This is a genomic window from uncultured Arthrobacter sp. (genome assembly GCF_947495145.1).
In the GTDB taxonomy this organism is placed as follows: Bacteria; Actinomycetota; Actinomycetes; order Actinomycetales; family Micrococcaceae; genus Arthrobacter_D.
The window spans coordinates 14380-37482 of record NZ_CANLXP010000022.1 but is presented as its reverse complement, the minus strand read 5'-3'; the positions used below and the strand labels follow the sequence as shown (position 1 = coordinate 37482).

Here is a 23103-nt window from a genome sequence, read left to right as displayed (position 1 = left end):
GCACTGGGGGGTGGAAAGTGAGGCGAGCTCGTTGGCTAGGAACTGCCGTTTCCGCCGTGGTGGGCCTCAACGGTGGGCTCGATGCCTTCGGCTCCGACGACTTCGCGCCACGCGTCGAAACCGGCCTGAAAGGCGACGATGCCTGCTTCAGGCAGGGCGATCTCGATGGCTTCCAAGATCTCGGCGGCGGTCACTCCCAGATCGAGCGCGACGCGGATGTGTGACTGGATGTGTCCCTTGGAGGCTCGCATGACTGTAAGGCTCACGATGAAAATGAGCTCTTTGGTCCTTCGGTCCAAGGACCGCTGGTTCAAATAGGCAGCGGAAACCAGATTGTTCGTTGCTTGCAGGACCTCGAAGTCCTGTTTAGCCATGATCTTGTGATAGTCGAGCACGTAGCCGCGCGTACGGGCCATGTCGTTGATGTATCCCAAGGCGTCGGTTTCGCTGGCTGCGGGGCTGGTATGAGGCATGGAATCCTTACGTGTATCTAACATGGGTGGGGCGTATATTGACTGATCCGACAGCCGGATATGCAATCAAACCAGGGTGAATAGATGCATGAGCCGGAAAATGGGCCCTGACAAGGGTTGGGGCAGGGCCCGTCGGCTCCCTGCCCCTCAAAGCCATGGCTTTGTTATCCAGCGATGCTTTCGTGACGGGTCTCGTCTGCCAATAGGTCGATCAGTTTCGCCCGAAGCGCCTGTACTTCGGGGTCGGACTCCGTGCGCGGTCGGGGGAAGTCGACGCGGATATCGTCCTTAATCCTGGACGGGCGGGCTCCAAAGACAACGATGCGGTCGGCGAGCATGATCGCTTCCTCCACGCTGTGCGTGACGAAGATGATCGTTTTTCCGGTTTCATCCCAAACCCGCTGTAGGTCACGGACCATGAAGTCCCGCGTTTGAACATCGAGGGCACCGAAGGGCTCATCCATTAGGACCGCTTCGGGCTCACAGGCCAGCGTGCGTGCAATAGCAACGCGCTGTTTCATGCCGCCGGACAGCTGCCGCGGGTAGGAATCTTCGAATCCGCTAAGCCCTGTGAGATCAATCCAGTGCTGCGCCCTTTTAGCCGCTTCCTGCTTGGCTACCCCTTTGAGCTCAAGACCCAGGGTGATGTTCCGGCGCACAGTGCGCCAAGGGTAGAGGACAAAGTCCTGGAACACGATGCCACGTTCCGGTCCGGGCCCCTTAATTGTTTTTCCTTCGAAGGCAACATCGCCTTCGGTGGGGAACTCGAAGCCGGCACACATGTAGAGGAAGGTAGATTTTCCGCAGCCGCTGGGGCCGATCAGGACGACGAACTCCCCGTCGTGGACTTCAAGGTCGAGGTTACTGATGGCCTCGACCGAGCGGTTGGTCCGTTCGTCGTGGAAGATCTTGCGCACGCCGTTGGCGGAAAACTTCACATTGGTGGACATGGTTGTCACCTTTCTTTGGTGGAGATTGCATACCAAGCATTGACGCGGCGTTCCAACCGACCGAACACCACCCGCTCGAAGGTGAAACCGACAATGGAGATGGCGACGATGCCAGCGAATATGGTCTTGGTGTCCATGAAATTCTGGGCTTGGAAGATCATGAAGCCCAGGCCGAAGGAGGTAGCCGCCAACAGCTCGACGGCGATCAGGGCGCGCCAGCCGTAACCGACAGATAGCTTCAATGCGGTGATGAGGAACGGCAGGGATGATGGCAGCACAACACGGGTGAAGATGGTGAACCTGCTGGCACCCAGACTAGCCATGGCCCACTTCATGTTCCGCGGAACGGATGAGGTACCCAACTCGGCGTTGTAGGCCATTACGACAGCTGCTTCAATGGCGATTACCGTGACTGGCACCCATTCGCTGAGCCCCATGAGAAGAATCAGGATTGGAGCCAGCGCGAGGGACGGGATGGCGAGCAGGAATGTGAGAATCGGGCGGAACGTGAGTTTGATGAATCGGTTGGAGCCCATCGCGATCCCGATTGGTAACCCAATCGCTGCACCGAGGGCCACTCCGAGGATCAGTCGGAGGAGGCTCCAGCCGATGTGCATCCACAGGGCATAGGCTGGCAACGCTTCCGGACCGGCCAGGGTAAAGAGCTGGCTGAATACGGTGGTGGGCGGCGGAACCAAGAAGGAATCGACGAGGCCGATCCGTACAACGATTTCCCAGAGCACCACCAAGACAATGACAGTTGTTGCGCCGCGGCGAAGTTGCGTGGTCGTTCGGTGGCTCTTCCGTACCGGCGTTATACGTTCGGTGACACTGAGAGTCATTGGGACTCACCCCACTTTCCAACGGTTCGGCTCTCCCAGTAGCGGAAGAACGTGTGGTCGATTAGGAGACCGGCGACGGCGATGACCAGAATCGAGACGTACATGGTGGGTGTGTCAAGCGAACTGCGTGAGTTGAAAATCAATGCACCCAAGCCCAAAGTCGCCGAGGTCAGTAGTTCCACCGCCACGAGAGTTCGCCAGGCATGTCCCATTCCCAAACGCAGGCCATTGAGGATCGCCGGCCAGGCAGCGGGAAGGATGACGCGGAAGAGGACATCGAGCTTGGTGCCTCCTAAAGAGCGCATGGCCCAGATCTGGCGTTCAGTGATTCCTTCTACCCCCGACTTGACGTTGTAGAGGATGGGAAACACCGCGCCAAGGACGAGGACGATCAACATCGTGGTATAGCCGCGGCCTATGGAGACCACGAAAACGGGGGTCCAGGCCACAGCGGGCAGTGGCAACATAAATCCCAACAGGGGCGAGAGGTAGTCGCTGGCTTTTCGGCTGAGTCCCAGCGCGATGCCGACGGCGATTCCCAACACTGCTGCGATCAGCAGGGCGGGCAACACGCGGGATGCACTCGTGCCCAAATTTGCCCAGAGAAGGTAGTTACCCGTCGGTCCGGCAAGTTCGACCATGCGTGTGAAAACAGTGCTTGGAGCGGGCGTGAGCCGTTCATCGAGAAGACCGATTCGCACCAGCAGTTCCGCCAACACCGCACAGGCGGCAAGGGGCGCGATGAACAACGCCAACGATTTAAGGGTGCCACTCCGCTGTTTCTTCTCCGTCAGCTTCGGGCCCGGATGCCGGATGGTCGTTTGCACCGCCATTACTGCTCCAGAGCTTCTTCCAGATATGAGCTATCGACCAGCGAGGCAAAATCCGGGACAGCCTCGATCTTCTTCTGATCAACCATCTCCTGGGCGAGACTCGACAGTTCGTCCAGGGCAGGTTGATCGATTGCGGGTGCCATCTTGATGTAGGTCAACGCTTCGGCGAGGACCTCAGGGTCAGTTTCCACTCCCTCGGCAGCCGATACCTCGGAGGCAATCTTTCCGGCGGATTTCGGATCCTCGGTGATTTCTTCGCCGACGTCCACTGCAGCCCGGAGGAATGCCACGAGCTTTTCCCTGTTGTTTTCGGCCCATTCCCTATCTGCGATCAGGAAGTTCGGGCTCTCCCCTGCACTTTCCAAAGTGTCAAGACGCTTGGCCAGACCCTTGGACACCAAGGTGGTTGCCGTGGGTTCCCACGCAATGCCGACGTCGGCGCTTCCTGCCTGCATAGCGGCGCCGACGTCCCCGATTTTGGTTTGGAGCACGGTGACATCTTGGAGGGATAGACCGTTCTGCTCCAACCAGACTTGGAACAGGGTGTAGGCTCCGCTGCCGTTGTCCACGGCTACGGTCTTCCCCCGAAGATCGGAAGGTTTATTAAGGGGAGATTCGCTCGTGGTCAGGACCGAATACCGACTGCCGCCGTACTGCCACTTAGCGATAAGCGAAATATTCTCTGGTCGCTGTGCAGCGATCGTGATGAGGCGTCCGGATCCGCCATTCGACACATTTACCTCGCCTGAGAGCAAGGCCTCGAAGGCCTCGTTACCGGAAGAGAAGCGAATCTGTTCAATATCAACCGAATGCGGTTCACCCCAAGCCTCACCGCGGAAGACTAGATCCGGAATGATGGTTTGTCCCCCGTAGGAGACGCCTTCCGCGGAAGAGGCGGCATGGCTGTTCCCACAGGCACCCAGGCCTAGGGTTAGAGACAACGCAGCCACAGCAGCCAACGCCTTCGTTGGTGCAGAACGTGGAGTAGACATGAGGTCTTCTTTCTCTCGTTGATCCGGGACAGTGACACTGATCACCTACCTGTAAAGTCTGATACATTAGGTATTTGATGTCAATGGCTATTTATCACGATAGTAAAACGGCGTTCAATGCAGCAGACGCGGAACTCCGGGCGATTTCCCATGGGCTGCCTCGCTCGGCCTCGATGGCGCAACGGGAGCGGGAAATTCGGGACGTCCTCGGACTGTGATGAAGAAACCTTTGTCCCGGGATCTGACATCTGCGCCGCGTTATCCCGCACACTGGATGTGCTAGGTGGGCAGCAACTTTCAAGAGCCTCCGGGAGTGTGCCCCGACGCAAATCCAGCGAGGGCTCACTTGAGACTCTCGCCTATCGAGGATTCGTAACCAGGATCGGGGCTCGCGATCCTGTCGAGAGTGGCCAGCTTTAGAAAGTTCGCGGTGGCGTCAGCCAGCATCCAACAAGTTCGGGCAGCAGCCCACCCGATGGCCATCTCCATGCAGCTCCGGTTTGTCTAACCAATCATTCGGTCGCTGCGTTGGCCATCGGTGTCCCTGCTGGTCTAGTAAGACGTGCGCCGATTAGAAGTTTCCATTCCTCAGTTACGTAGTTTGAGGATTAGGTTGCGGTGCAACTGGCCTTGAGGACTCGGGACAACCGCCCACGTCCTCCCAAGTTAAACGCGGGGGATGCAGTCATGTTCGGCTCTGAACACACTGGCTCACCAGCGCTGGTCTGCATATCGCACGGGCTGAATCACCAAGGTGCCTCCCCTAGGTGATTCAGCTATAGCTTGCTGCGCCCTCACCCGCCTCATCGACGACGATGCAAAGCAAGCGTGGTTCCCGTCGCGTGTGGTTGCTCCCCGGTAGGGAGCAACCACACTGCGCTCTGACTCTGGTGATTACCCGGCTAGTACGGCGACGGCATCAATCTCCACCTTCATGCCGAGTCCGAGACCTGCGGAAACCGTGGTGCGGGCAGGATAGGGCTTTTCGAAGAATTCGCCATACACCTCGTTCATCCCTTCGAACTCGGAATGCTCATTGATGAATACGCGAACCGTGACGAGGTCGTTCATGTTGCCCCCCGCCGCTTCTACAACGTATTTCAGATTCTGAAGCGTCTGCCGTGTTTGGTCTCGAACATCCTCCCCCACCAGCTTCCCGGTCTGGGCATCAAATCCGCCCTGTCCAGCCAAGTAGACGGTGTTGCCCAGCCGCACGGCCTGAGAGTATGAGGCGACCGGTGTAGGGGCGAGCTCCGTGCTGATTTCTGTTTTAGCCATTATCCTTCTGCTTTCTTGCTGGTTGGGTGTTGTTCAGTCGTGCGAAGAATCCGAGGGCGGCCGGATCCGTCAGGGCGTTGCCGACTCCGACGCCTAGCGCTCCGGCTTGGAGAAATTCGTCTGCATTAGAAGGAGTAATTCCTCCCACCGCGACGAAGTGCACGTTGGGGAAAGGCCCCCGTAGCGTCTTCAATGCGGACGGTCCGACCATGTCTGCCGGGAAAAGTTTCTGTACGTTGAGGGACATCGATAGTGCCCCGTGGATTTCAGTAGGGGTGGTCACCCCGGGCAGGATCGGGATGTTCAACTCCCGGGCATGCGCTATAGAGCTGGGGAAGAACCCGGGAGAGACAAGAAATTGGGCACCAGCCTCCTGCGCCCGATCAACATCCCTTGGGGTGCAGATGGTTCCGGCTCCGATTAGTCGATCGCTACTGTTGGACGAACGGGCGGCCGCTTGGAGAGCGAGGAATGCTTCCTCGGACTGTAAGGGGACTTCGACGAGTCGGATGCCTTGACTCCAGCATTGCTCAGCTCGTTCCACCGTGTCCTCGACGGTGAGACCGCGAAGTATCGCGACGGTGGGCGACGAACTTAGGTGAGGAACGAAGAATTCCGAATTCAAGACACTTCCCATCGTAGTGTGGCCGTAAACACACACTATATAGTGATTGCACATAGTGTCTACTTCATTGCAACATACGCAACGGAGGCGTGAGTGGAAAAACTGAGTGTATGGCTTAAGGCCGGGCATACCGTCGAGATCATCAGGCGGCTTTTACCCGAGTTCATTGCCAAAACGAACATTGAGGTTGAGCTGAGCGTGGTGCCAGAGCGGACGGCCCACGATTCCCTCGTCCATGGTGGTACCCCCGCCGATGTGGTGACCGTGCCGTTCTGGTATCTCGAAGAATTGATCGCGCTGGGGATGCTGCGCCCTCTCTCAGTTGAGCATTTCGGCGTTAGCGAGCAGGATTTCCAGCCGCGGGCTCTTCAATGCCTTACCCGTGGAGGCTCACTTTGGGCGGTGCCGCATACATTGACCGGCGCCATGCTGGCCTACCGCCGAGACGTCTTCGACCGTGAAGGTCTGCAGCAGCCCGCAACACCTGATGATGTCCTGTCTGCCCACCGGGAGTTAAGCGGACAAGGGCTAGCTGTTCGGTGTAGCGCGGAGTTTTCCTCGTTGGAAACCTTTGCTGGGTGGGCGGCAGCCAAGGACGTCAAGCTACTGCCGGATGCTGGTATACCCTCCCTCGATGCTCTTAGTGAAGGAATCAGTGACTTGGTTCAGGAGATGTCGGCCTCCAGCAGTCATCTGGCTACCCTTGACTACGCTGGTGTCGGTGCTCTCGTGGAAAAGGGGGCAGCTTCACTGCTGTTCGATACGAGCGCCTGGTCCTTCCAGTTCGAAGCCCCGGGTTCTCCAGTGCGCGGACGGATGGCCTATACGGGTATCGCTGACCGTGCTCCTGCCCAATTCCTGTACGCGGAAGGGCTTGGCATCACTGCGGGCTGCCGGAACGAGCTTGCCGCCCGTGAATTCATCGCCTGGCGACATTCGGAAAGGGTTCTGAGAGCCGAGGTCGAGGGCGTACGACGCATAGACATTCCTCGCCGGGATCTCCGCAGCAAAGGCTGGTTTGTTGATTATGTGCAGTCCCAAGGGCTCGCCAGGTGTCTGACAGCCTTGGATCAGTCGTGGGCGTCAACCGATGACCGGCATGTTGCGAGGAGGGCCGACTTCGTTGCAGCCGCACGAACCCTCATGCAAGCTATCAGTGGAACGATAGAGGGCAGATTCTCCTCGCTAACCGAGGCGCACGCGGTCACTTACGGACAGAGATCCCACCGAGAATGACTTCATTGATCGCCCATAGCGCCCGCACGTCCAGTGTGGGATCAGCATCAAGACAGAGAATGTCGGCACAGTTCCCGACAGACAGTGACCCGGAGGGCAAGCCCAGAAGCAGCGCTCCACGAACTGTCATGGAAAGTAGTATCTCTCGTGCTTTCATTCCCGTTTCAGCAAGGAGCTCCGCCTGCTCCTGCATGCCCCAACCATGCGGGTTGAACGTGGTGCCTGCATCTGTGCCCACCGCAATTGGGAGACCCGCGCCCACTGCGCGGGCGAGGGCCTCACGTTCATGCGGGGCGTGCGCCAGTATCTTCGCCAGCGTTTCGGGCGTAGCTCTCTGCCGGTCTTCGGATTGGACGAACCGTTCCGTCGCGACGAGCGTGCTGACCAGAGTGGTCGGAGAGTTCGGAAGGAGCCCTGCATCTTCATCGGTCAGATATGAGAAATGTTCTATAGAGTCCACGCCGGCTCGTATCGCATTCCTGATACCTTCCTCGCCGTGTGCGTGGGCCGCCACGCGAAGTCCGAAACGATGGGCCAGGTCCGTGACCTGGGACAGCAACAGCCCATCCATCTGTGTCGCACCGGGAACCGTGCCGGCTGTCACTACACCCCCGGTAGCGAAGAGTTTGAGGAAGTCCGCGCCAGCGGCCTCTACCTCTCCAATAATCTGTTCGTATTCGGGCAGCGTTGTCGCCCACCGGGACAGAAAGTTGCCGTGCCCGGCGGGGGAACTGACCGCGCCGCCACCAACGATCCTCGGCGTTGACGGTGGATGCAGGCGGCCCTTACGCAAATTAGTCAGCACAATGTCGTTCGGACTGCCTAAATCACGCACGGTAGTGACGCCGGATTCCAGATGTTTTGTGGCATTGGCCAGGAGTACTTCTTCCAGACCGGCGGCGGTGCTTTCGCGGGCTTCCCGCTCGACATCCGCGCCCCCGGACAGAGCCAGATGGACGTGGCAGTCGACCAATCCGGGGACGGCTATTTCGGCGGGGTGGTACGGAGTCCCAGCAGGGGCGCCACCCTCGTTGATACTGCAGATTCGGCCCTCGTCGTCAACAGTGATCCAGACATCCTCCACGACCTCCAGGGCAGGGCCGGTCAGAGCCTTTTTGAAACGAAATCCGATGTTCATGTCTCTCCCTCATCACAGATTGGACTAATCCCGAATGGTTGCTAAAAAACTCCGGACAGCAGTTGTTGGAACGGGCGACTTTGGGCAGCGATATGTCTCAACCATCGCGTCGCTTCCCGAATTCGAACTCGCCGGCGTTGTCGACCGGGATGGGAGCCGCGCACGCACTGTTGCGAAGGCCAACGGCGTGCCAGCGTTCGCAAACTTCTCGGAGCTGTTGGAACAAATTCATGTCGATGCAGTGGTAATCGCAACTCCTCCTGCGGCCCACTTCGATGACCTCCTGATAGCGGTCGAACGAGACATTCCTGTACTTGTCGAGAAACCGGTAGTGGCGAGCCGCTCGGATCTTCAAAAATTGGAACTGTTGTCCGACAAACAACGAGGACTGGTTCTTCCTGCACACATCAGTCGCTATCTTCCCTCTTTTGCGGCTCTCCGGCAGCGACTGCATGGTGAGCAAGTTCGGGCCGTTCGGGCAGTCCGCTATGTTCCGGCCGAACGCGTAGCCCTGCACGGAGAATCACATCCTTCGCTCAGCGCGATGGTGCACGACTTCGACCTCATCCGTGCGCTTGTTCCTTCGGACCTTGTGAGAGTGACCTCCGAACAATCGTGGATCGATCCCTCACGTCCGCATCCCCAGGCGGTGTTCGTCCATCTGGCATTCACAGACGGAACGGTTGCCTCGGTGGACAATCTTTGGACCATGCCGCACACCCGCCAATACATCGACGCTCGCCTGGAGGTATCTTCGGACAACGTATACGCGTCCCTTTCTCTCCCCAGCGGAGAAGTATCGTTCTCCACGGCGGAGGGAAATTTTGCACCTGCCGTGGAATTGGAAGGGTCAGTTTTTGGTGTACCGGTAGGAGCATTAGCTACACAGCTTCGATATTTCGCCATGCATGCTGCCGGAACGGCCACCGAAAAATCCGTAACGCTCGAAGATGCCCTTTGGTCTGTTCATCTGGCACTGAAGGTGGAGGAACAGGGGCGGCGGCCTTAGGAGAACTCTTTACTGATCGCTGTGGCTGCCTCCTGGAGCAACGGTACGATCTCCATCAGCTGCGCGCGCGGCAGTGTCATTACCGGTGCCGAGACCGAAAGCCCGTGCGTCACAATACCGCCGGTGCTCACCGGCACAGCGACGCAGTGGATGTAATCCTCGTGCTCGCGATCATCAATCGCATACCCCCGCTCACGGATTTTTTCGAGCTCTGCCAGATACTCGTCCGGGCCTCCGATGGTGCGCTCGGTATGTCGGACGTAACTGATACGGCCTGCCAGCTCACGACGTTCCTTCTCAGAGCGATGGGCGACGATAGCCTTCGCGACTCCGGTGCAATATAGCGGTGCAGCCGCTCCGAGCCTTGAATACATGCGCACCGTCTTTTGCGCTTCATACTTGTCGATGTAAAAAACTTCACCCTCGTCATAGGCGGCAAGGTGGACTGTCTGTTGGGTCCGCTCCCCGAGCCCACGGATGTAAGGGGCCGCGATCGGGCGAATATCCAGGTTGCCCAGCGCAGCAGAAGCCAATTTGAAGATCTGGGACCCGAGTCGGTAGCGATGGGAGTCGTTATGTCGAACAAATCCTTGGGTTTCCATGGTTTGCAGCAGACGCAATGCTGTCGACTTGTGTACTCCGAGCAGGGTCGCGATGTCCGCCAGGTCCCGGTCGCCCTCACCGAGGAATGGGAGGATTTGAAGGGCACGATCAACGGTTTGGGACACGGCTGAAACTACTTTCCGCTGCAGAGTTCGGTGCGAACTGAGCTCTCATCCAAGCTTCCTCGGGGAGCGCCAGTAACTCTTCAATATACTCCCTTGCAGGAAGAGCTCCGATATCAATCTCAACGCTCAGGGCGGTGTCAGCGGCGATCGTTCCCAGCCTTCCGCAGTTGCGCATCGGCATGCCGGCCAGATATCCCGACAGGAAGCCGGCAGCAAAGGCATCACCTGCACCGACCGGTTCCACGACGTTGACCGACAGTGCGGGCACCGCGACCTTTTCATTCCCATGGAAAATGGTGGAACCATCGGCGCCGCGCTTGACGACGAGAATCTCAGGTGAATCCAAGAGCCTGCGAACAGCAACTTCGTCTTGGGACCCCCATAACGCCTGCGCCTCATCCAGGCCGACGAAGACGATATCCGAGGATTGTGCAAAGTCGAGTACCGGCTGGCTGCCGCTTTTTGTCCACAACGCGGGCCGCCAATTCACGTCGAAGGAGATACGCGTATCGGCATGTTTGGTGCGAACGACTTCCCTCATGAAGCTTTCACATGTGGGAGATAACGCTAGAGTGATGCCGCTCAGATGGATGAGCTTGGAACCCAGGGAAGAGACTGTCTGAGCTGCGGTTTCATCCATCGTGCTAGCAGCGGAACCAGACCGGTAGTACCAGACCTTCGTTTGTGCGGCAGAACGATCTTTGAATGCGATCCCGGTCGGGAACTCGCGCGCTATATCTGTACGCTCGACATCTATCCCGAGCCCGCGCAGTTCTTTGAGCATGAAATGACCGAAAGGATCATCACCCACTTTGCTCACCCAGGAGACTTGCGCTCCCAGCATTGAAAGATACGCGGCGACATTCGATTCAGCGCCGGCGACCGAGAGCCGGAACAGCGACTCCGAGCCGAAGTGCCCGCGAGCCTCGGGTACCAGCATGGCCATGGACTCCCCGGCGCAGACGACGTCTGGGGCAGGCTTCGCCACTGATGCTTTCAAGGAGGTCTCCCCTACGATCCACAGTTGCCTGTGATTGACATTACAAAAAGCAACTGTAACTATTTATCCATTGGTTTTGCAACAGCCGTTGCGGCATATGCAATGAGGTGGAGACATGATGAAACTGAAAGATCACCGCTGGATTTCCCGCTTGAGCGTCCTCGTCACTGGCACGCTGCTACTTACCGCCTGTGCAGGCGGGGCAGCAGAAGAAGCCCCGGCAGGCGGACGGGAGTCCTTCGAAGGAACAAATCTCCGGGTACTTCTCAAGGAAGGCTACGAGATCGAGGCGATACAGGAGTTCAAGGGCGAATTCGAAGAGGCGACAGGAATCACAGTTGACCTGGAAGTCTACGATGAGCCCACGGCTCGGCAGAAGCTTGTACTGGACGCAACGTCGGGAACCGGGACTTATGACATCACGTCGTCATCATTCTGGAACCTTCCTGAATTTGTTTCCGCAGGTTGGCTCCAACCCCTCGATGAATATGTCGCCCAGGCCAAGGATGACTGGCTGGTCATGGAGGACATCCCGCAAGGAGCCATCGAATCTATGACGATCGATGACCAGCTCTACGCGCTTCCCCACACGATCATCGGCGGGATGTTTTTCTACCGGAAGGACGTTTTCGACGAGCTAGGCCTGCAGCCTCCCCAGACAACCGAAGAGATTCTTGCGGCGGCGAAAGTCATCAAAGAAGAGCGACCCGAGCTCATCCCGTTCACTGCGCGCGGGGCATCCAATTTCGCCAGCCTGGGCACCGAACTTGGTTGGGCCTATGGATATGGCGCGGAACTCTTTGACGAGAACGGAAACCCACAGGCGAATACTCCTGAAATGGAAGAGGCCATGACGGATTTCGTAACGTTGATGCAGGAATACGGCCCAGGGGATGCGGCTACGCAAACCTTCACTCAGGCAGGTGAAAAGTTCTCCTCTGGCAGTGCCGCGATGATGTTCGATACCTCAGGCTTCGGGACAATTTTTGAAGATCCCACTCAATCCAGTGTTGCCGGAAAGGTGGGATACACCCTCCCAACCGGTCCCAGCGGCGACCACCTGCAATGGCTGTACAACGAAGGTCTGGCGATCACTGCCGACAGCAAAAATAAGAATGCTGCCTGGCTATTCCTGCAATGGCGCATGTCCCGCGACATTACGACCAAGGAAGTCACCGAACTACACCGCACGGACGTGCCCAATCTGCACGTCCTCGAAAGTGAAACCTACCGGGACTTCATGGCAGAGCAAGGTCTCGAGGAGTTCAGCGGGGTCTTGCAGGACAGCTGGGAGATGACGACAGCGGAACACTGGCCTTTCTACCCCGAATTTACAGCCATCGGCGACACCTTCGCTAAGGAGATATCAGCTGCAATTGCCGGCAGCAAATCTGTTCCGGATGCACTTGAGACAGCGCAGAACGAGCTGACCCAAATCATGACGGATGCTGGGCATATCCAGTGACAAATAGCTACCTGCTCCGGGGAGGCACCGTTTTCTCCGGCGTCTCCCCACACAGGTCGCGAACCGACGTGCGCATAGCCGCGGGACGCATTACAGAGGTTGGCGCCTCGCTACCCGCGGAGGGCAGCAAAGTGGTCGACGTTGAGGGTCTGTGGGTCACCCCTGGTTTCATCGACGCCCATTCCCATGCAGACGCCGCGGCGCTGACAGGGGAGGGAATGGATGTACGAGCGCTCTCCGGGGTTACGACGGAAATAGTTGGTCAGGACGGGTTAGGGCTCTCATTTGCCCAAGGATCCGCCCACCAGGTAATGGCCGACAGCCTGGGGGCAATCGTCGGACAGCTACCTGAACCCCAGTTCTCCGACACGGAACAGTACCTCAGTTGCGTGGACCGGGGGGCCTTTGCACGGGTAGCCACACTTGTTCCGCACGGGGCTGTGCGCGCGACCGTTATGGGCCGTGACCTCCGGGAAGCCATGCCGAAGCAGAGAACAGAGATGCGACGCCTTCTCGCGGTCGGCATGGCACAGGGGGCAGTAGGTGTGTCGACCGGCCTAACTTATGCACCCGCGCTTGCCGCTTCTACGCAAGAGCTCATCGACGTGACCTCCGGGTTGCCAGCAGACACACCCTATGTCACGCACTTGCGCAGTTATGGTGCCGGACTAGACGAATCCATCGATGAAGCGTTTGACATCTGCACAAAAAATTCTCTCTCGCTCCACCTATCCCACTTCCATGTTTCGGGCCCGGGGCGTGCAGGATCAGCAGAGCAGTACCTTCAACGCTTCCAAAAGTCATCCCGTCCCGTCACTTGGGACACCTACCCGTATACCGCCGGTTGCACATTCATCGGCGCACTTCTTCCAGCTTCTGTTCAGTCGAACTCCGTTGCTGACTTAGCTGCCACGCTCAGCGGAGGTGCAGCGGCCTCGCTTGCCAGAGAGCTCGATGCAGTTGGGCCGGGACCTACCGTCGCGGCAGGATGGGAGGCGATTCATATTGCGGGGCTGGAGGCAAGCCCGCTTCGCTCCTGGAACTATCGCTCGGTGACGGACATTGCCGAGGAAGCCAATGAAACCTGTGGCAGCATCATTCTGCGGGTCTTCTTGGAGACCGCAGGAAATGCTTGCATCCTTGTAAACCAAGGACACCCCGACAACATCCGTGACCTGGCCTCCGCGCCTGAGCACATGGTCGGTTCCGACGGCATTTTTGGAGCCGGGATGCCCCATCCACGTGTCGCTAATTCCTTTTTTCGTTTTCTCGACTGGGCGAACCGCGGGGTACTGCCGGTGTCCGTGGAGGACATGGTGGCGAAAATGTCGGCCAGAACGGCGGAACGTTTCGCTCTGGGTTCAGGGCGTCTTGCTCCCGGCCAACCGGCCGACGTCCTCGTCATCCAGCCCGACGCTCTGGAAGAAGGACCAGAGATGGGTCAACACCGTCCACGGGCGTTGTACCGGTCGTTCATTGGAGGCGAACCTGTTGTCGTTGACGGCTCCTGGCAAGGGCCGAAACTCACCGGCCTCGCCGCAAGAAGGAGGAGCCTTTCGTGACCAACATCTGCCAAAATTGCGGAACTTCCGCACCCCGCTCGACCGGGCACTGCCCCGTCTGTGGAGGAATCTGCCTCCGGTCCGGCATCTGGACTGCGAATCCCAATGACCTCAGATCTGCAACGCCGCTTCTGAAAAGCCGCATACCCGGGCTGGAGGGTACATGGATGAAGTTTGAAGGAGCGAACCCCAGCGGATCCTTCAAGGATCGGGTCATGAGCACGTTGGTCGCCGAAGCTGTAGAGGACGGGGCACCAGGGGCCGTGGTCGCCTCATCCGGAAATGCAGCCGTCGCCGCAGCCAGCCACTGCGCGCGGGCGGGTCTTCCGCTTCTAGTAGTTGTGCCGGAGCGCGTACCCGCACCGATCTTGGACATGGTTGGCCTTCGCGGGGCTGCCGTCCTGCGCGTTGGAGAAGGCCCTGCTGCGGTACATCACCTTGCGAAACTCGTCTCGGAGAGGTTCCAGCTCCCCAACCTGGCCTCAACTTTCGGGGCATCCGGGTGCGAGTTCGCATGCCGATCCATCGGTCACGAGATGGCGGACCAAATGGGAGAGCGTCCCATCGCTACTGTGGCCGCTTCCGTCAGCGTCGGACCCGTGCTGCTTGGAGCAGCACGAGGAATTATCGAATCGGGACGTGATTCCCCTCGCCTGGTGGCTGGACAGGCTGCGGGATGTGCTCCCATCGCCCGAGCCTTCTCGGTGGGTGCCAAGGAAGTGCACCCCTGGGAGGACCCTGTCGACACCCGCGCGACCTCTATAGCCGACCGGCTCACCGGATACTCCTCTGAAGCCACCTACTTCCTTAACCAGGTGCGGGCCAGTGGAGGCCTTGTCGATGCGGCAGCTGATGAGGAGCTTCAGGAAATCCGCGGACTGCTCGCCTCCCATGACGGACTTGATGTAGAGCTTTCCTCCTGCGCCGCAGTGGCAGCCCTTCGCCGGTCGGAACTGGGCGGGTCTGATGCCGTATGCATTCTCACCGGCTCGGGAGTCAAAGAGACGCTGACTGCGCTCTCTCAATTCAGTCAGCCTCAAAATATCGATGAGTTTTTCCTCTCAACAGTTGGGGAGGAAGCCGCCATGAAGGAGGTCCAAACGTGGATCCACGAGTATCAGTCATAACCGGCGGGGCCAGCGGGATAGGTTTGGCCACCGCTCGACTGCTCCGGTCTCAGGGACCCGTTATCGTAGCCGATCTCGATGATTCGGCGCTCTCACGTGCAGCCGAAGAGGGGTTGGAACCATTCCTCATGGACGTACGGAAACAAGAGGCTTGGGCGTCCCTGTCTGATTACATCAGCAAAACTTATGGACGCCTCGATGGGGTCGTTCATAGCGCAGGTACTGCTCCTATCGCCAGGCTAGTCGACACAACTGATGAACAATTCGATTTGGCCTATGAGACCAATGTTCGATCGATTCTCGTCGGCACGAGGGAACTGTGGGATTTGCTCACGACCTCAAAGGGCAGTGTTGTCAATGTTGCCTCGGTCGCTGCCCTCGTCGGACAGGACCGGTCAGCAGCGTATGTTGCTTCCAAGGGAGCAGTCCTCGCCCTCACCCGGGCCCTAGCTATTGAACTGGCCCCATACGGTGTCCGTGTTAATTGCGTCTGCCCGGGAACGACCATGACACCGATGTTGGAGCGGCATTTCGAAAGCCTCCCATCCGGGGGTGAAGTTAGGGAGCACCTCAGACGCCGCCACCCCCTGGGCAGGCTCCTGACCCCGGAAGACATCGCCCCCACCATTACGCACCTGCTCTCACCCTCAGCGTCAGGGGCGACAACAGGAACCAACGTGGTCGTAGATGCCGGCCTCACAGCTTCCTTCGACTACGGCAATGTGTTCTCAGGAGGGGTGCACGATGTTAGCTAGGACCGTTCTTGGTTCCGTAGAACTAGACCCAGCTAGAGCAGTGCTCCCGCACGAGCACCTGGTCATCGATTACAACCAAAAGGAAGGTAGGGCTTCACCGCCGCTGAAAGAAACCGAAGACGCCTGCGTCGAGGCTCTGCAGGAACTGCCCAGTCTCGGCATACAAGCCATTGTTGACTGCACCCCTCCTGGCTACGGCCGCGATCTAGCATTTCTCCGCCAAGTCAGTAGCCGAAGCGGGGTGCATATCATCGCCAGCACAGGCACGTTCTGTGAACAATGGAGCCCGCAACCGTCATGGGCTCAAAAGGCCAGCGTCCAAGAACTCGTCGATGCCTTCACAGCCGAAATTGACCGCGGCTGTGGGGTAATCAAAGTAGCAACGAGCCATGGCACCGCCAGCGATAACGAAATCAAAGCTCTCAAGGCAGCCGCCCTCACACATCGCGGCACCGGTGTCCCTATTGTGAGTCACACGACAGGCTCCCTCGGACTAGAACAAGTCCTCATGTATGAGGAGTTGGGCGTTGAGCTATCCAAAGTGCTCATCTCACATGTCTGCGCAGACGAGGAACCCATCGACTATGCTCTGGCCATTGCACGTCGGGGTGCCTACGTAGGCCTGGACCGGATCGGCCACGCTTCCCATCCAGATAAACATTGGATCTCCATCATTCAGAGATTCCTTGACGAAGGGCTGGAAAACAAGGTCCTGCTCAGCCACGACAGCGTGCAGACATTCGCAGGACCGGACGCCATAGCAGGCCATACCTTCAGGAACATCCGGCACCTGCCAACAACATTCCATAAGAACGCAACCTGTGCCGGGATAACGGAAAACACCCTCAGACAGCTCACGGTCCACAACCCGTTGAGATGGCTGGAACCGAATCGAGTGAGTTAGTTGAAAACAAGCAAGCAATATAACTTTCTGGCCCTAGCACCATCAGTCCTTGTGTTTGCTCTGGTCCTTGTATTTCCCATGATCTACATCTTCAATCTGATGTTCAAACGGGAATTACTCACCGCGCCCGCCGGTAACCGGTACATCGGCTTCGACAATTTTGTCCGCCTTGCGGGCGACGAACGATTCTGGCAAGCAACCGGCCAGTCAGTCGTCTTTTCAGGCGTATCGATGGCGGTCAGCATCCCTGCCGGTATCGCCATCGCTCTTCTGATAAGCCGTAGGCTGCGCGGTACAGGCCTGTTCAGAGTGATCCTGATCGTTCCGATGGTGCTCGCACCTCTCGTCGTCGGAGCCATGTTCCGCTTCATGTTCGACTCAGATGGATTCATCTCATGGGCGTTCGGCCTCATCGGGATTACGGCACCCAGTTTCCTGTCCATTCCGGGTGTTTCGCTGGTCACCGTAGCCTTCATTGACGCCTGGCAATGGACACCGTTCGTGGCCATCGTGGTTGCCGCCGCCATCGAGACGGTCCCGCCAAGCGTCATGGAAGCAGCACGGATCGACGGTGCAAACGCATGGCAGGAACTGTGGCACTTCATTTTGCCCCAGATTCGCCCCCTGCTCGTTCTTGTCGCGCTCATCCGCTTCATGGACAGCTTCCGCGAGTTCGACAAGCTGTTCATCATGACCAACGGCGGTCCGGGAACTTCGTCCGAAACCCTCCCCATATTCCTGTGGCGCCACGCCTTTCAGTACCTGGACCTGGGCTATGCGGCAGCAATCGGATTCGTAGTTCTAGTCATCATCAGCGTGGTCAGCACTATCATCGTGAAATTCTTCAGAGCCAGTAAGGGAGTATCGGAATGAGTGCAAACATCGCTCCCGTCCGAAAGACGAACGCGCATCAACCGCCCACCTCCGGGAACCCTGCCTCATCGACGCAGAAACGCAGGCCACCCAACTATAGGAAGCTGTGGGACATCCCCCGCTACCTCGCGATAATAGCGATCAGCCTCCTGTGCTTGGTACCCATCGCCGTCATGCTCAGAATCGCCTTGACCCCGCAGGTTGACTGGCGGCGGATGCCCATTGATTGGCTCCAGGCAGCCGACTGGAGCGCATTCGATCGAGTCCTCAGCGGTCCTTTCCCCGGGGCGCTTCTCAACAGCTTCATCATCGCCATAGTCACTACAGCAATCGTCATCGTCCTGGCCGCTATGGGCGGGCACGCTCTGGCCCGCATGCGCGGCAAGCACAAAGAGCGCTTCCTGTTCCTGGTCCTCGGCACCCGCATGGGCCCCGCAGTCGTATTTGCCCTGCCCATATTCCTGCTCGCTTCGAGCGTCGGTCTAGTGGATACCTACCCGGGGATCATTGCTGTCTACATTGTTTACAATCTCGCCTTCGGCATCTGGATGATGCACGGATTTTTCCTCGACATTCCTCCTGAAGTGGAGGAAGCAGGACTGGTCGATGGGCTGTCCGAATGGGGGGTCTTCCGCAAACTCTCCCTCCCAATGGCCAGCTCCGGAGTCATCGCGACGGCGACGCTTGTATTCATCCTCACCTGGAACGAGTTCTTCTACGCTTTCGTCCTCACCCAGCAGAGAGCCAGCACCTTCCCCACAACCATTCCCGGCTACTTTGGGGCCTTCCAAGTGGAATGGGGATCCATGTTTGCGGCCAGTACGCTGGGCATTCTCCCACCCGTAATCTTCGGAATCCTCGCCCGGAAGTGGCTAGCTAAAGGACTTTCGGGAGGCCTGGTCGACTAAGGCTAGGAAGAGCAGAATGATGCTCGCTGTAGCTTTCACTTGCGCCTTCGCGGTCCAGTCGCTCACGTTCGGTTATCCGTCACTGTGGAAACGGTCCAGCGAGTCAGAGTGTCGAGGCGCCCGCACTTCTGACCCTCGGGAACGTCCGGTTCGGAGAGAACGTGAGTTCCCGCAGCTACTACAACGTCCGCGCTGCGAACGCCGATGTCCCAGTGCTAGCGCTCTGCCCTCCCCCACTGGTCGCTTCTCGAGTCGATCTAGTCGAAGGTTCCAATTGGCTCGTCGGCCGACGAAGCCCGTCAGCATCTGAAGGCGGCTCACCCGCAAGTGGACGGCCTGAGCTCTTTCCCCTGGGCTCCACCCGCCACAAGTGGATGATCCGGAAACATGGCCCAGCTGGTTCACCGCCTACATTGCGCTGTCTGCGTCTCATTCTTCGGGCGTGGAGCACTCTTCCAAAAATCATCCGCGATTAGCGGATACTTCTACGTCGTCGGACAAATCGGTTAGTCCAGATCAAAGAGCTCAGCTGGAGGCGGAGTAAGCGGCAAGGGAATGCCTGTGGGTTTGTGGTCGCGGGGTGTGCAGCCGGCGAAGGGTCCGTCTTGGGCGAAGAGGACGCGCATGGTGGCGTCGGCGTGGTCCCGCCACCACACCATCATTCCGGTGGTTGGGTCGAGCCGGGATGCTTCCCATGCCCGCCACAGTGCGGTGAGTCGGCTGACGGCTTCGGCGTGGAGCCACCATTTGCTGCACCAGGTGAAGGTGTTGCCGCGGCCTGCGAGGTCGACGGGCCTGCGGTATTGCTGGGCGAGCATTTGAGTGACGAACTGTTCTACGTTCGCGTAGTACAGGCGTGGTTCCTCGTCCGTCAGGTCGTTGTTCGCTTCGTCGGCGGTGTCGATGTCCACCGGCTACTCCCCCGCCATCGCGGACCACCGGTTGCCGCCACTAGCGCCAGCAGGAGTTGGTTCGCCGGTGAGGCCCGCTGTGATGGGTCGTGGCCTGTTGCGGGCGGCCTCTGATGCAGCAACCTTGTCAGCGTAGGGGCGGTCGCTCACCTGGACGGTCCGGAGCAGGACAGCCCGGGCACCGGATCCGAGCATTACGGCCCTGCCTTTGGGGAGGGCGGCGAGGTCGGCCACGGAGAGGATGTCGTCGGTGGAGTCCTGCCGGCTGCTGGAGCTGCCACCTTTTTGGCGTGAGGTGGACACGGACGTGTACCGGTATTGGCCGATGAGGTCCGAGAGCATCTTCAGGAACTGTTCCTCTTTGACGTTGCCGCCGTAGGTGAAGACGTTCGCTGTGGAGAACAGTTTCTTCATGCCGGATTCACCCCACACATCAACGCCCTGGGACCACGACTGCAGGAAGGTGGACACGACAATCCCGCGGGATCCGTAGTGGCTATACAGGTCGGGCAGGTTGCCCCACCGGCAGACGTTCGCCGCCTCGTCCAGGACGCAGACCATGGGGATAACCAGCCGGCCGCCGCGCTGGGTGACGGCGTATTCTTCGGCAGCAGTCGCGCTGGCAACGGTCAACGACGTGACGAGAGGCCCGGCGGTTCCGGCGCCTTCCTTGGACAGCGCGTAGAGCGTGTTCTTTCCTCGCACGAAGTCTTCCGGGACGAATTGGGGTCTGCGGTCCCCCGGCCCGGTTGGGTTCACCCAGGCGGCGATCTTCTCGTTCTTGAGGCAGGATGCCATCTGCCGGGCGGTGCCGTAGACGCCTTCGCGCTGCTTGTCGGGGGCCGCGATGACACCGCCGACCGAGTCGGCTTCCTTAACCCAGCCGGCCTCGTCGAGCAGCCGGACGGCTTCGTCATTGGTCGGGCGGGAAAGCCAGGTGTGTACTCGTTCGATGGGTTGTTTGCCGACGGCGGCGGCGAGCAGCAGTCCGGCGAGGAGGTCTTTGCCGGCGGTGTCGAAGTAGGCGTCGCCTCCTTTCGCGCCGACGGCCCGGGAGCCGAGCGCGAAGTTGTTCGCCATCTCGGCCGCGCGTTCGCTGTCGGTGACGTAAGACAGCGGGTTCCACCACCAGCTGGGTTCCTCATTGGCGACGCTCTGCGGGTCGAAGACCCAGACCTCTCCCTCTTCGGCGCGGATGTCGCGGGTGAGATCTGAGAGGTCCCGCTTGTTCGAGGTAGCGATCACCGGGCCGGGGGCCTCAATGATCGATGGCGCGGCCTGTGTGGTGGTCTTGCCGGTGCGGGTGCCCCAGATGTGCAGGAGGGTGTCCTCCCACGAGGCGTACAGTGTGTTTCCGCCGCGGACCATGCGCCCGATCATCACGCCGGGGGCGTCGACGCCGAAGCGGGCCGCTTTGGCGCGGACCTGCTTCTCGGTGAAGGGCTCGACATCCTTCACTGAGGCCATGCGCGCCGCGGCGCGATCATGTTTGACGGCCCTGCTGCCTTTGCGGATGCTGCGGACGACGAAGACGACGAACAGTGCAAGGAGGAGGACACTGGCTGCGATCAGGAGGAGGATTTCCGTGCTGCGCCACGGCAGAGCGCCGGTGAAGGTTCCCAGCGCCCGTGCCCAAAAGTCAGCGGGAAGCCCTTCAGCGCGTGGCACCAGCTTGTGGCTCAGCGTATTGAGGCCGTACAGGGCGGCGGGGACGCCGATGAGGGCGGCAACCAGCAGGGCCAACAGCGCTGTCTCTCCGGCGGATCCGCCTTTGTGTTTGCGGTCCAGTGAGCTCACAGTTCGCCTCGCTCCTTCGCGGCGGTGCGTTTGGCTTCGTGCCACTTCTTTTCGGTGTCGTGGACGCGGGATAGGCGCTCACTGGGAGTGAATTCCATCCTGAAGGGGATGCCTGCGCGGGAGCCGACCTTGATGAAGAACTTTCCCTGGCCGGGCGGCGGCTCCGTCGTGCGGTCGTCGTAGTACCAGGCGGCATTGTCAGCGTCCTGCAGCCAAGCGGTCAGCTCCTCATCCGTGAACGCTTCTTCGGTGGTGCGCTGGAAGACGTCGTCGTTGGTGTAGCGCGTCTTGTCGTCCTTTGAGCGGTTCCAGGCCGGCGGGTCCTGCCAGGTCGCCAGCTGCTCCTGCTCGCGGATGCTGAGCTCGACGGACTGAGTCAGCAAAGGCATTTCCGAGCGGGCCAGTCCTCCGAGGATTTTGATGCCGCAGCGGTCCATGATGCCTTTGGCTTTGTGCCGGTCCGCTTCGTCCTTCACCGCCTGGAGGTCCGATGGCGTGTGGGAGGCCATGATCTGACCGACCCCCCACTCGCGGTTCAGCCGGGTGAGCGCATTGACCTGGTCGACGATGCCGGGCCCGGCCGCGAGGGTGTTCCACAGCTCGTCAAGGATGATGAGGAACCGCTGGCGTTCAATCACACCGTCGTCAGCGAGCATGTTCGAGGTCGTGACGGTTCCGATGCCGGCCGCCCAACAGGCCATGAGGGTCGCCGCACGCAGGTCGGTTTCCGTCTGGGAGATCCTGGACAGGTCGAACACCATGGGTTTGGTGGCATCGATCCGGTGCGTTGAGGGCCGGGAGAACATGTCACCGAACGCGCCCGCCCCGCAGAGGCTGTTCAGGGAGGATTCGAGTCCTTCGGTGATGGAATCGTAGCGTTCGTCGTTGCCCCGGTCCAGGGCAACCTCCCGCACTTCAACGGGCCGATCTTTGAGGACCTGGCGGAGGTCGGACATCAGCGGAATGGTCCCGGCGGCATTGTGGCGGGATTCCAGGACAAGGAGGCACCGGTCGAGGATCGCCCCCTCACGTTCATCGAGCGGGGTCTTGCGGAGGATCGCGATCAATGCAGCGATGGTTCCTCGCCGACGGGCGTGCAGCTCGGTGAGCAGCTCCTCACGCTTGGCCGGCGACAGAAGTTCGGTTGCCGCCAGGGCGCCTGCGTCATCGAGCGGGTTGATGTGCCCGACCCCGCGCCCCAACGGCAAGGGGGAACCACCGAGTTCCTCGATCATGCCCACGTGCTCGCCCTTGATGTCCCCCAGGATCAGTGGATTCACACCGAACGCGCACAGACCGATAGCCATACGCCGCAAGAGAGATGACTTACCCAGTCCGGGGTTGGCCATGACGAACGCGGAAGGATTCGAAATCAGCCGCACGTTCTTGAACCACGAGATCGGATCACAGCAGACCGGTTCATTGGACAGGAGATTCCGGCCCAGCGGGACACCCTCAAGGGGCGCCCCGCCGCCCATCGGGAACGGGTAGAGCCCACAGACCTGGTAGTTCGTTCCGCGCATCTCCCGCACAGGATGCAGCAGCTGCGCCTCACCCAGGCCCCTGCCTTTGATACCCCTCGGGCCCGGCCGCTTCACCACTGATGACGTGGATCGACCGGAGCGCTTCTTCCCGGCAGTTGTGGCAGGTTTCTGCGGATCGGTAGACCTTGTCTGCGCGGGTGTTGCTTTTTCCAT

The 23103-nt window shown here is 59.4% G+C and carries 22 protein-coding genes; 9 read left to right on the top strand and 13 right to left on the bottom strand.

From position 1 onward, the window contains the following. Positions 1-35: 35 nt before the first annotated feature. From Q0877_RS14280 to Q0877_RS17130, 7 genes are all read right to left on the bottom strand, one after another. Positions 36-473, bottom strand: coding sequence for a carboxymuconolactone decarboxylase family protein (locus Q0877_RS14280; protein WP_299168987.1), 438 nt, complete (start codon positions 471-473; stop codon positions 36-38). A gap of 164 nt (positions 474-637) precedes the next feature. After that, a complete protein-coding gene (locus tag Q0877_RS14275) occupies positions 638-1423 on the bottom strand; it encodes an ABC transporter ATP-binding protein (RefSeq protein WP_299168986.1) in 786 nt (261 codons plus the stop codon). 5 nt (positions 1424-1428) lie between these two features. Beyond that, a complete protein-coding gene (locus Q0877_RS14270) occupies positions 1429-2265 on the bottom strand; it encodes an ABC transporter permease (RefSeq protein WP_299168985.1) in 837 nt (278 codons plus the stop codon). Continuing rightward, entirely contained in the window at positions 2262-3098 is an 837-nt protein-coding gene (locus tag Q0877_RS14265) for an ABC transporter permease (RefSeq protein ID WP_299168983.1), read from the bottom strand. Before Q0877_RS14265 ends, Q0877_RS14270 begins: the two co-directional genes overlap by 4 nt. Further along, the gene (locus tag Q0877_RS14260; RefSeq protein WP_299168981.1) at positions 3098-4090 is read right to left on the bottom strand and encodes an ABC transporter substrate-binding protein; all 993 of its coding nucleotides are present in this window, start codon (positions 4088-4090) and stop codon (positions 3098-3100) included. Before Q0877_RS14260 ends, Q0877_RS14265 begins: the two co-directional genes overlap by 1 nt. Before the next feature lie 894 nt (positions 4091-4984). Next, positions 4985-5368: a RidA family protein gene (locus tag Q0877_RS14255; RefSeq protein ID WP_299168978.1), complete on the bottom strand. Its 384-nt coding sequence runs from the start codon at positions 5366-5368 to the stop codon at positions 4985-4987. Then, positions 5361-6005 carry a bifunctional 4-hydroxy-2-oxoglutarate aldolase/2-dehydro-3-deoxy-phosphogluconate aldolase gene (locus Q0877_RS17130; protein ID WP_367182182.1) on the bottom strand — a complete coding sequence of 215 codons (645 nt, stop codon included), beginning with the start codon at positions 6003-6005 and terminating at the stop codon, positions 5361-5363. The genes Q0877_RS14255 and Q0877_RS17130 overlap by 8 nt, the downstream gene beginning before the upstream one ends. Before the next feature lie 81 nt (positions 6006-6086). On the opposite strand from Q0877_RS17130, the gene Q0877_RS14250 reads away from it, so the two are divergent. Then, positions 6087-7229 (top strand): ABC transporter substrate-binding protein, encoded by a 1143-nt coding sequence (locus Q0877_RS14250; RefSeq protein WP_299168977.1) that lies wholly within the window; start codon positions 6087-6089, stop codon positions 7227-7229. Here the strand turns inward: Q0877_RS14250 and Q0877_RS14245 are convergent. Beyond that, complete coding sequence (locus Q0877_RS14245; RefSeq protein ID WP_299168976.1) at positions 7198-8367, bottom strand: amidohydrolase family protein; 1170 nt, start codon at positions 8365-8367, stop codon at positions 7198-7200. The two genes, Q0877_RS14250 and Q0877_RS14245, sit on opposite strands and share 32 nt — an antisense overlap. 34 nt (positions 8368-8401) lie before the next feature. Here Q0877_RS14245 and Q0877_RS14240 point away from each other — a divergent pair, with 34 nt between their 5' ends. Beyond that, positions 8402-9376, top strand: coding sequence for a Gfo/Idh/MocA family protein (locus Q0877_RS14240; RefSeq protein ID WP_299168975.1), 975 nt, complete (start codon positions 8402-8404; stop codon positions 9374-9376). On the opposite strand, the gene Q0877_RS14235 is transcribed toward Q0877_RS14240, so the two are convergent. Together Q0877_RS14235 and Q0877_RS14230 are read right to left on the bottom strand one after the other, a co-directional pair. Continuing rightward, positions 9373-10104, bottom strand: coding sequence for an IclR family transcriptional regulator (locus tag Q0877_RS14235; protein ID WP_299168974.1), 732 nt, complete (start codon positions 10102-10104; stop codon positions 9373-9375). The two genes, Q0877_RS14240 and Q0877_RS14235, sit on opposite strands and share 4 nt — an antisense overlap. Further along, positions 10088-11092, bottom strand: coding sequence for a sugar kinase (locus Q0877_RS14230; protein ID WP_299169016.1), 1005 nt, complete (start codon positions 11090-11092; stop codon positions 10088-10090). The genes Q0877_RS14235 and Q0877_RS14230 overlap by 17 nt, the downstream gene beginning before the upstream one ends. A 127-nt stretch (positions 11093-11219) precedes the next feature. On the opposite strand from Q0877_RS14230, the gene Q0877_RS14225 reads away from it, so the two are divergent. The 7 genes from Q0877_RS14225 (at position 11220) to Q0877_RS14195 (ending at position 18698) form a co-directional block, all read left to right on the top strand. Then, on the top strand, positions 11220-12569 hold the full coding sequence (locus Q0877_RS14225; protein ID WP_299168972.1) for an ABC transporter substrate-binding protein: 1350 nt from the start codon (positions 11220-11222) through the stop codon (positions 12567-12569). Further along, a complete protein-coding gene (locus tag Q0877_RS14220) occupies positions 12566-14131 on the top strand; it encodes an amidohydrolase family protein (RefSeq protein WP_299168971.1) in 1566 nt (521 codons plus the stop codon). Before Q0877_RS14225 ends, Q0877_RS14220 begins: the two co-directional genes overlap by 4 nt. Next, on the top strand, positions 14128-15258 hold the full coding sequence (locus tag Q0877_RS14215) for a pyridoxal-phosphate dependent enzyme (RefSeq protein WP_299168969.1): 1131 nt from the start codon (positions 14128-14130) through the stop codon (positions 15256-15258). Before Q0877_RS14220 ends, Q0877_RS14215 begins: the two co-directional genes overlap by 4 nt. Then, positions 15234-16013, top strand: coding sequence for an SDR family NAD(P)-dependent oxidoreductase (locus Q0877_RS14210; RefSeq protein ID WP_299168968.1), 780 nt, complete (start codon positions 15234-15236; stop codon positions 16011-16013). Before Q0877_RS14215 ends, Q0877_RS14210 begins: the two co-directional genes overlap by 25 nt. Beyond that, complete coding sequence (locus Q0877_RS14205; protein ID WP_367182181.1) at positions 15946-16917, top strand: phosphotriesterase; 972 nt, start codon at positions 15946-15948, stop codon at positions 16915-16917. The genes Q0877_RS14210 and Q0877_RS14205 overlap by 68 nt, the downstream gene beginning before the upstream one ends. Next, a complete protein-coding gene (locus tag Q0877_RS14200; RefSeq protein ID WP_299168966.1) occupies positions 16918-17790 on the top strand; it encodes a carbohydrate ABC transporter permease in 873 nt (290 codons plus the stop codon). It abuts the gene before it with no gap. 173 nt (positions 17791-17963) lie between these two features. After that, on the top strand, positions 17964-18698 hold the full coding sequence (locus tag Q0877_RS14195) for a carbohydrate ABC transporter permease (RefSeq protein ID WP_299168965.1): 735 nt from the start codon (positions 17964-17966) through the stop codon (positions 18696-18698). Positions 18699-19204: 506 nt separating this feature from the next. Here Q0877_RS14195 and Q0877_RS14190 read toward each other — a convergent pair. From Q0877_RS14190 to Q0877_RS14180, 3 genes are read right to left on the bottom strand one after another with little or no spacing between them, the layout of a single operon-like run. Continuing rightward, positions 19205-19609: a DUF4913 domain-containing protein gene (locus Q0877_RS14190; RefSeq protein ID WP_299168964.1), complete on the bottom strand. Its 405-nt coding sequence runs from the start codon at positions 19607-19609 to the stop codon at positions 19205-19207. Between the two features lie 3 nt (positions 19610-19612). Further along, positions 19613-21406, bottom strand: a complete 1794-nt coding sequence (locus Q0877_RS14185) for a type IV secretory system conjugative DNA transfer family protein (protein WP_299168962.1) — start codon at positions 21404-21406, stop codon at positions 19613-19615. Continuing rightward, entirely contained in the window at positions 21403-23103 is a 1701-nt protein-coding gene (locus Q0877_RS14180; protein WP_299168961.1) for an ATP/GTP-binding protein, read from the bottom strand. Before Q0877_RS14180 ends, Q0877_RS14185 begins: the two co-directional genes overlap by 4 nt.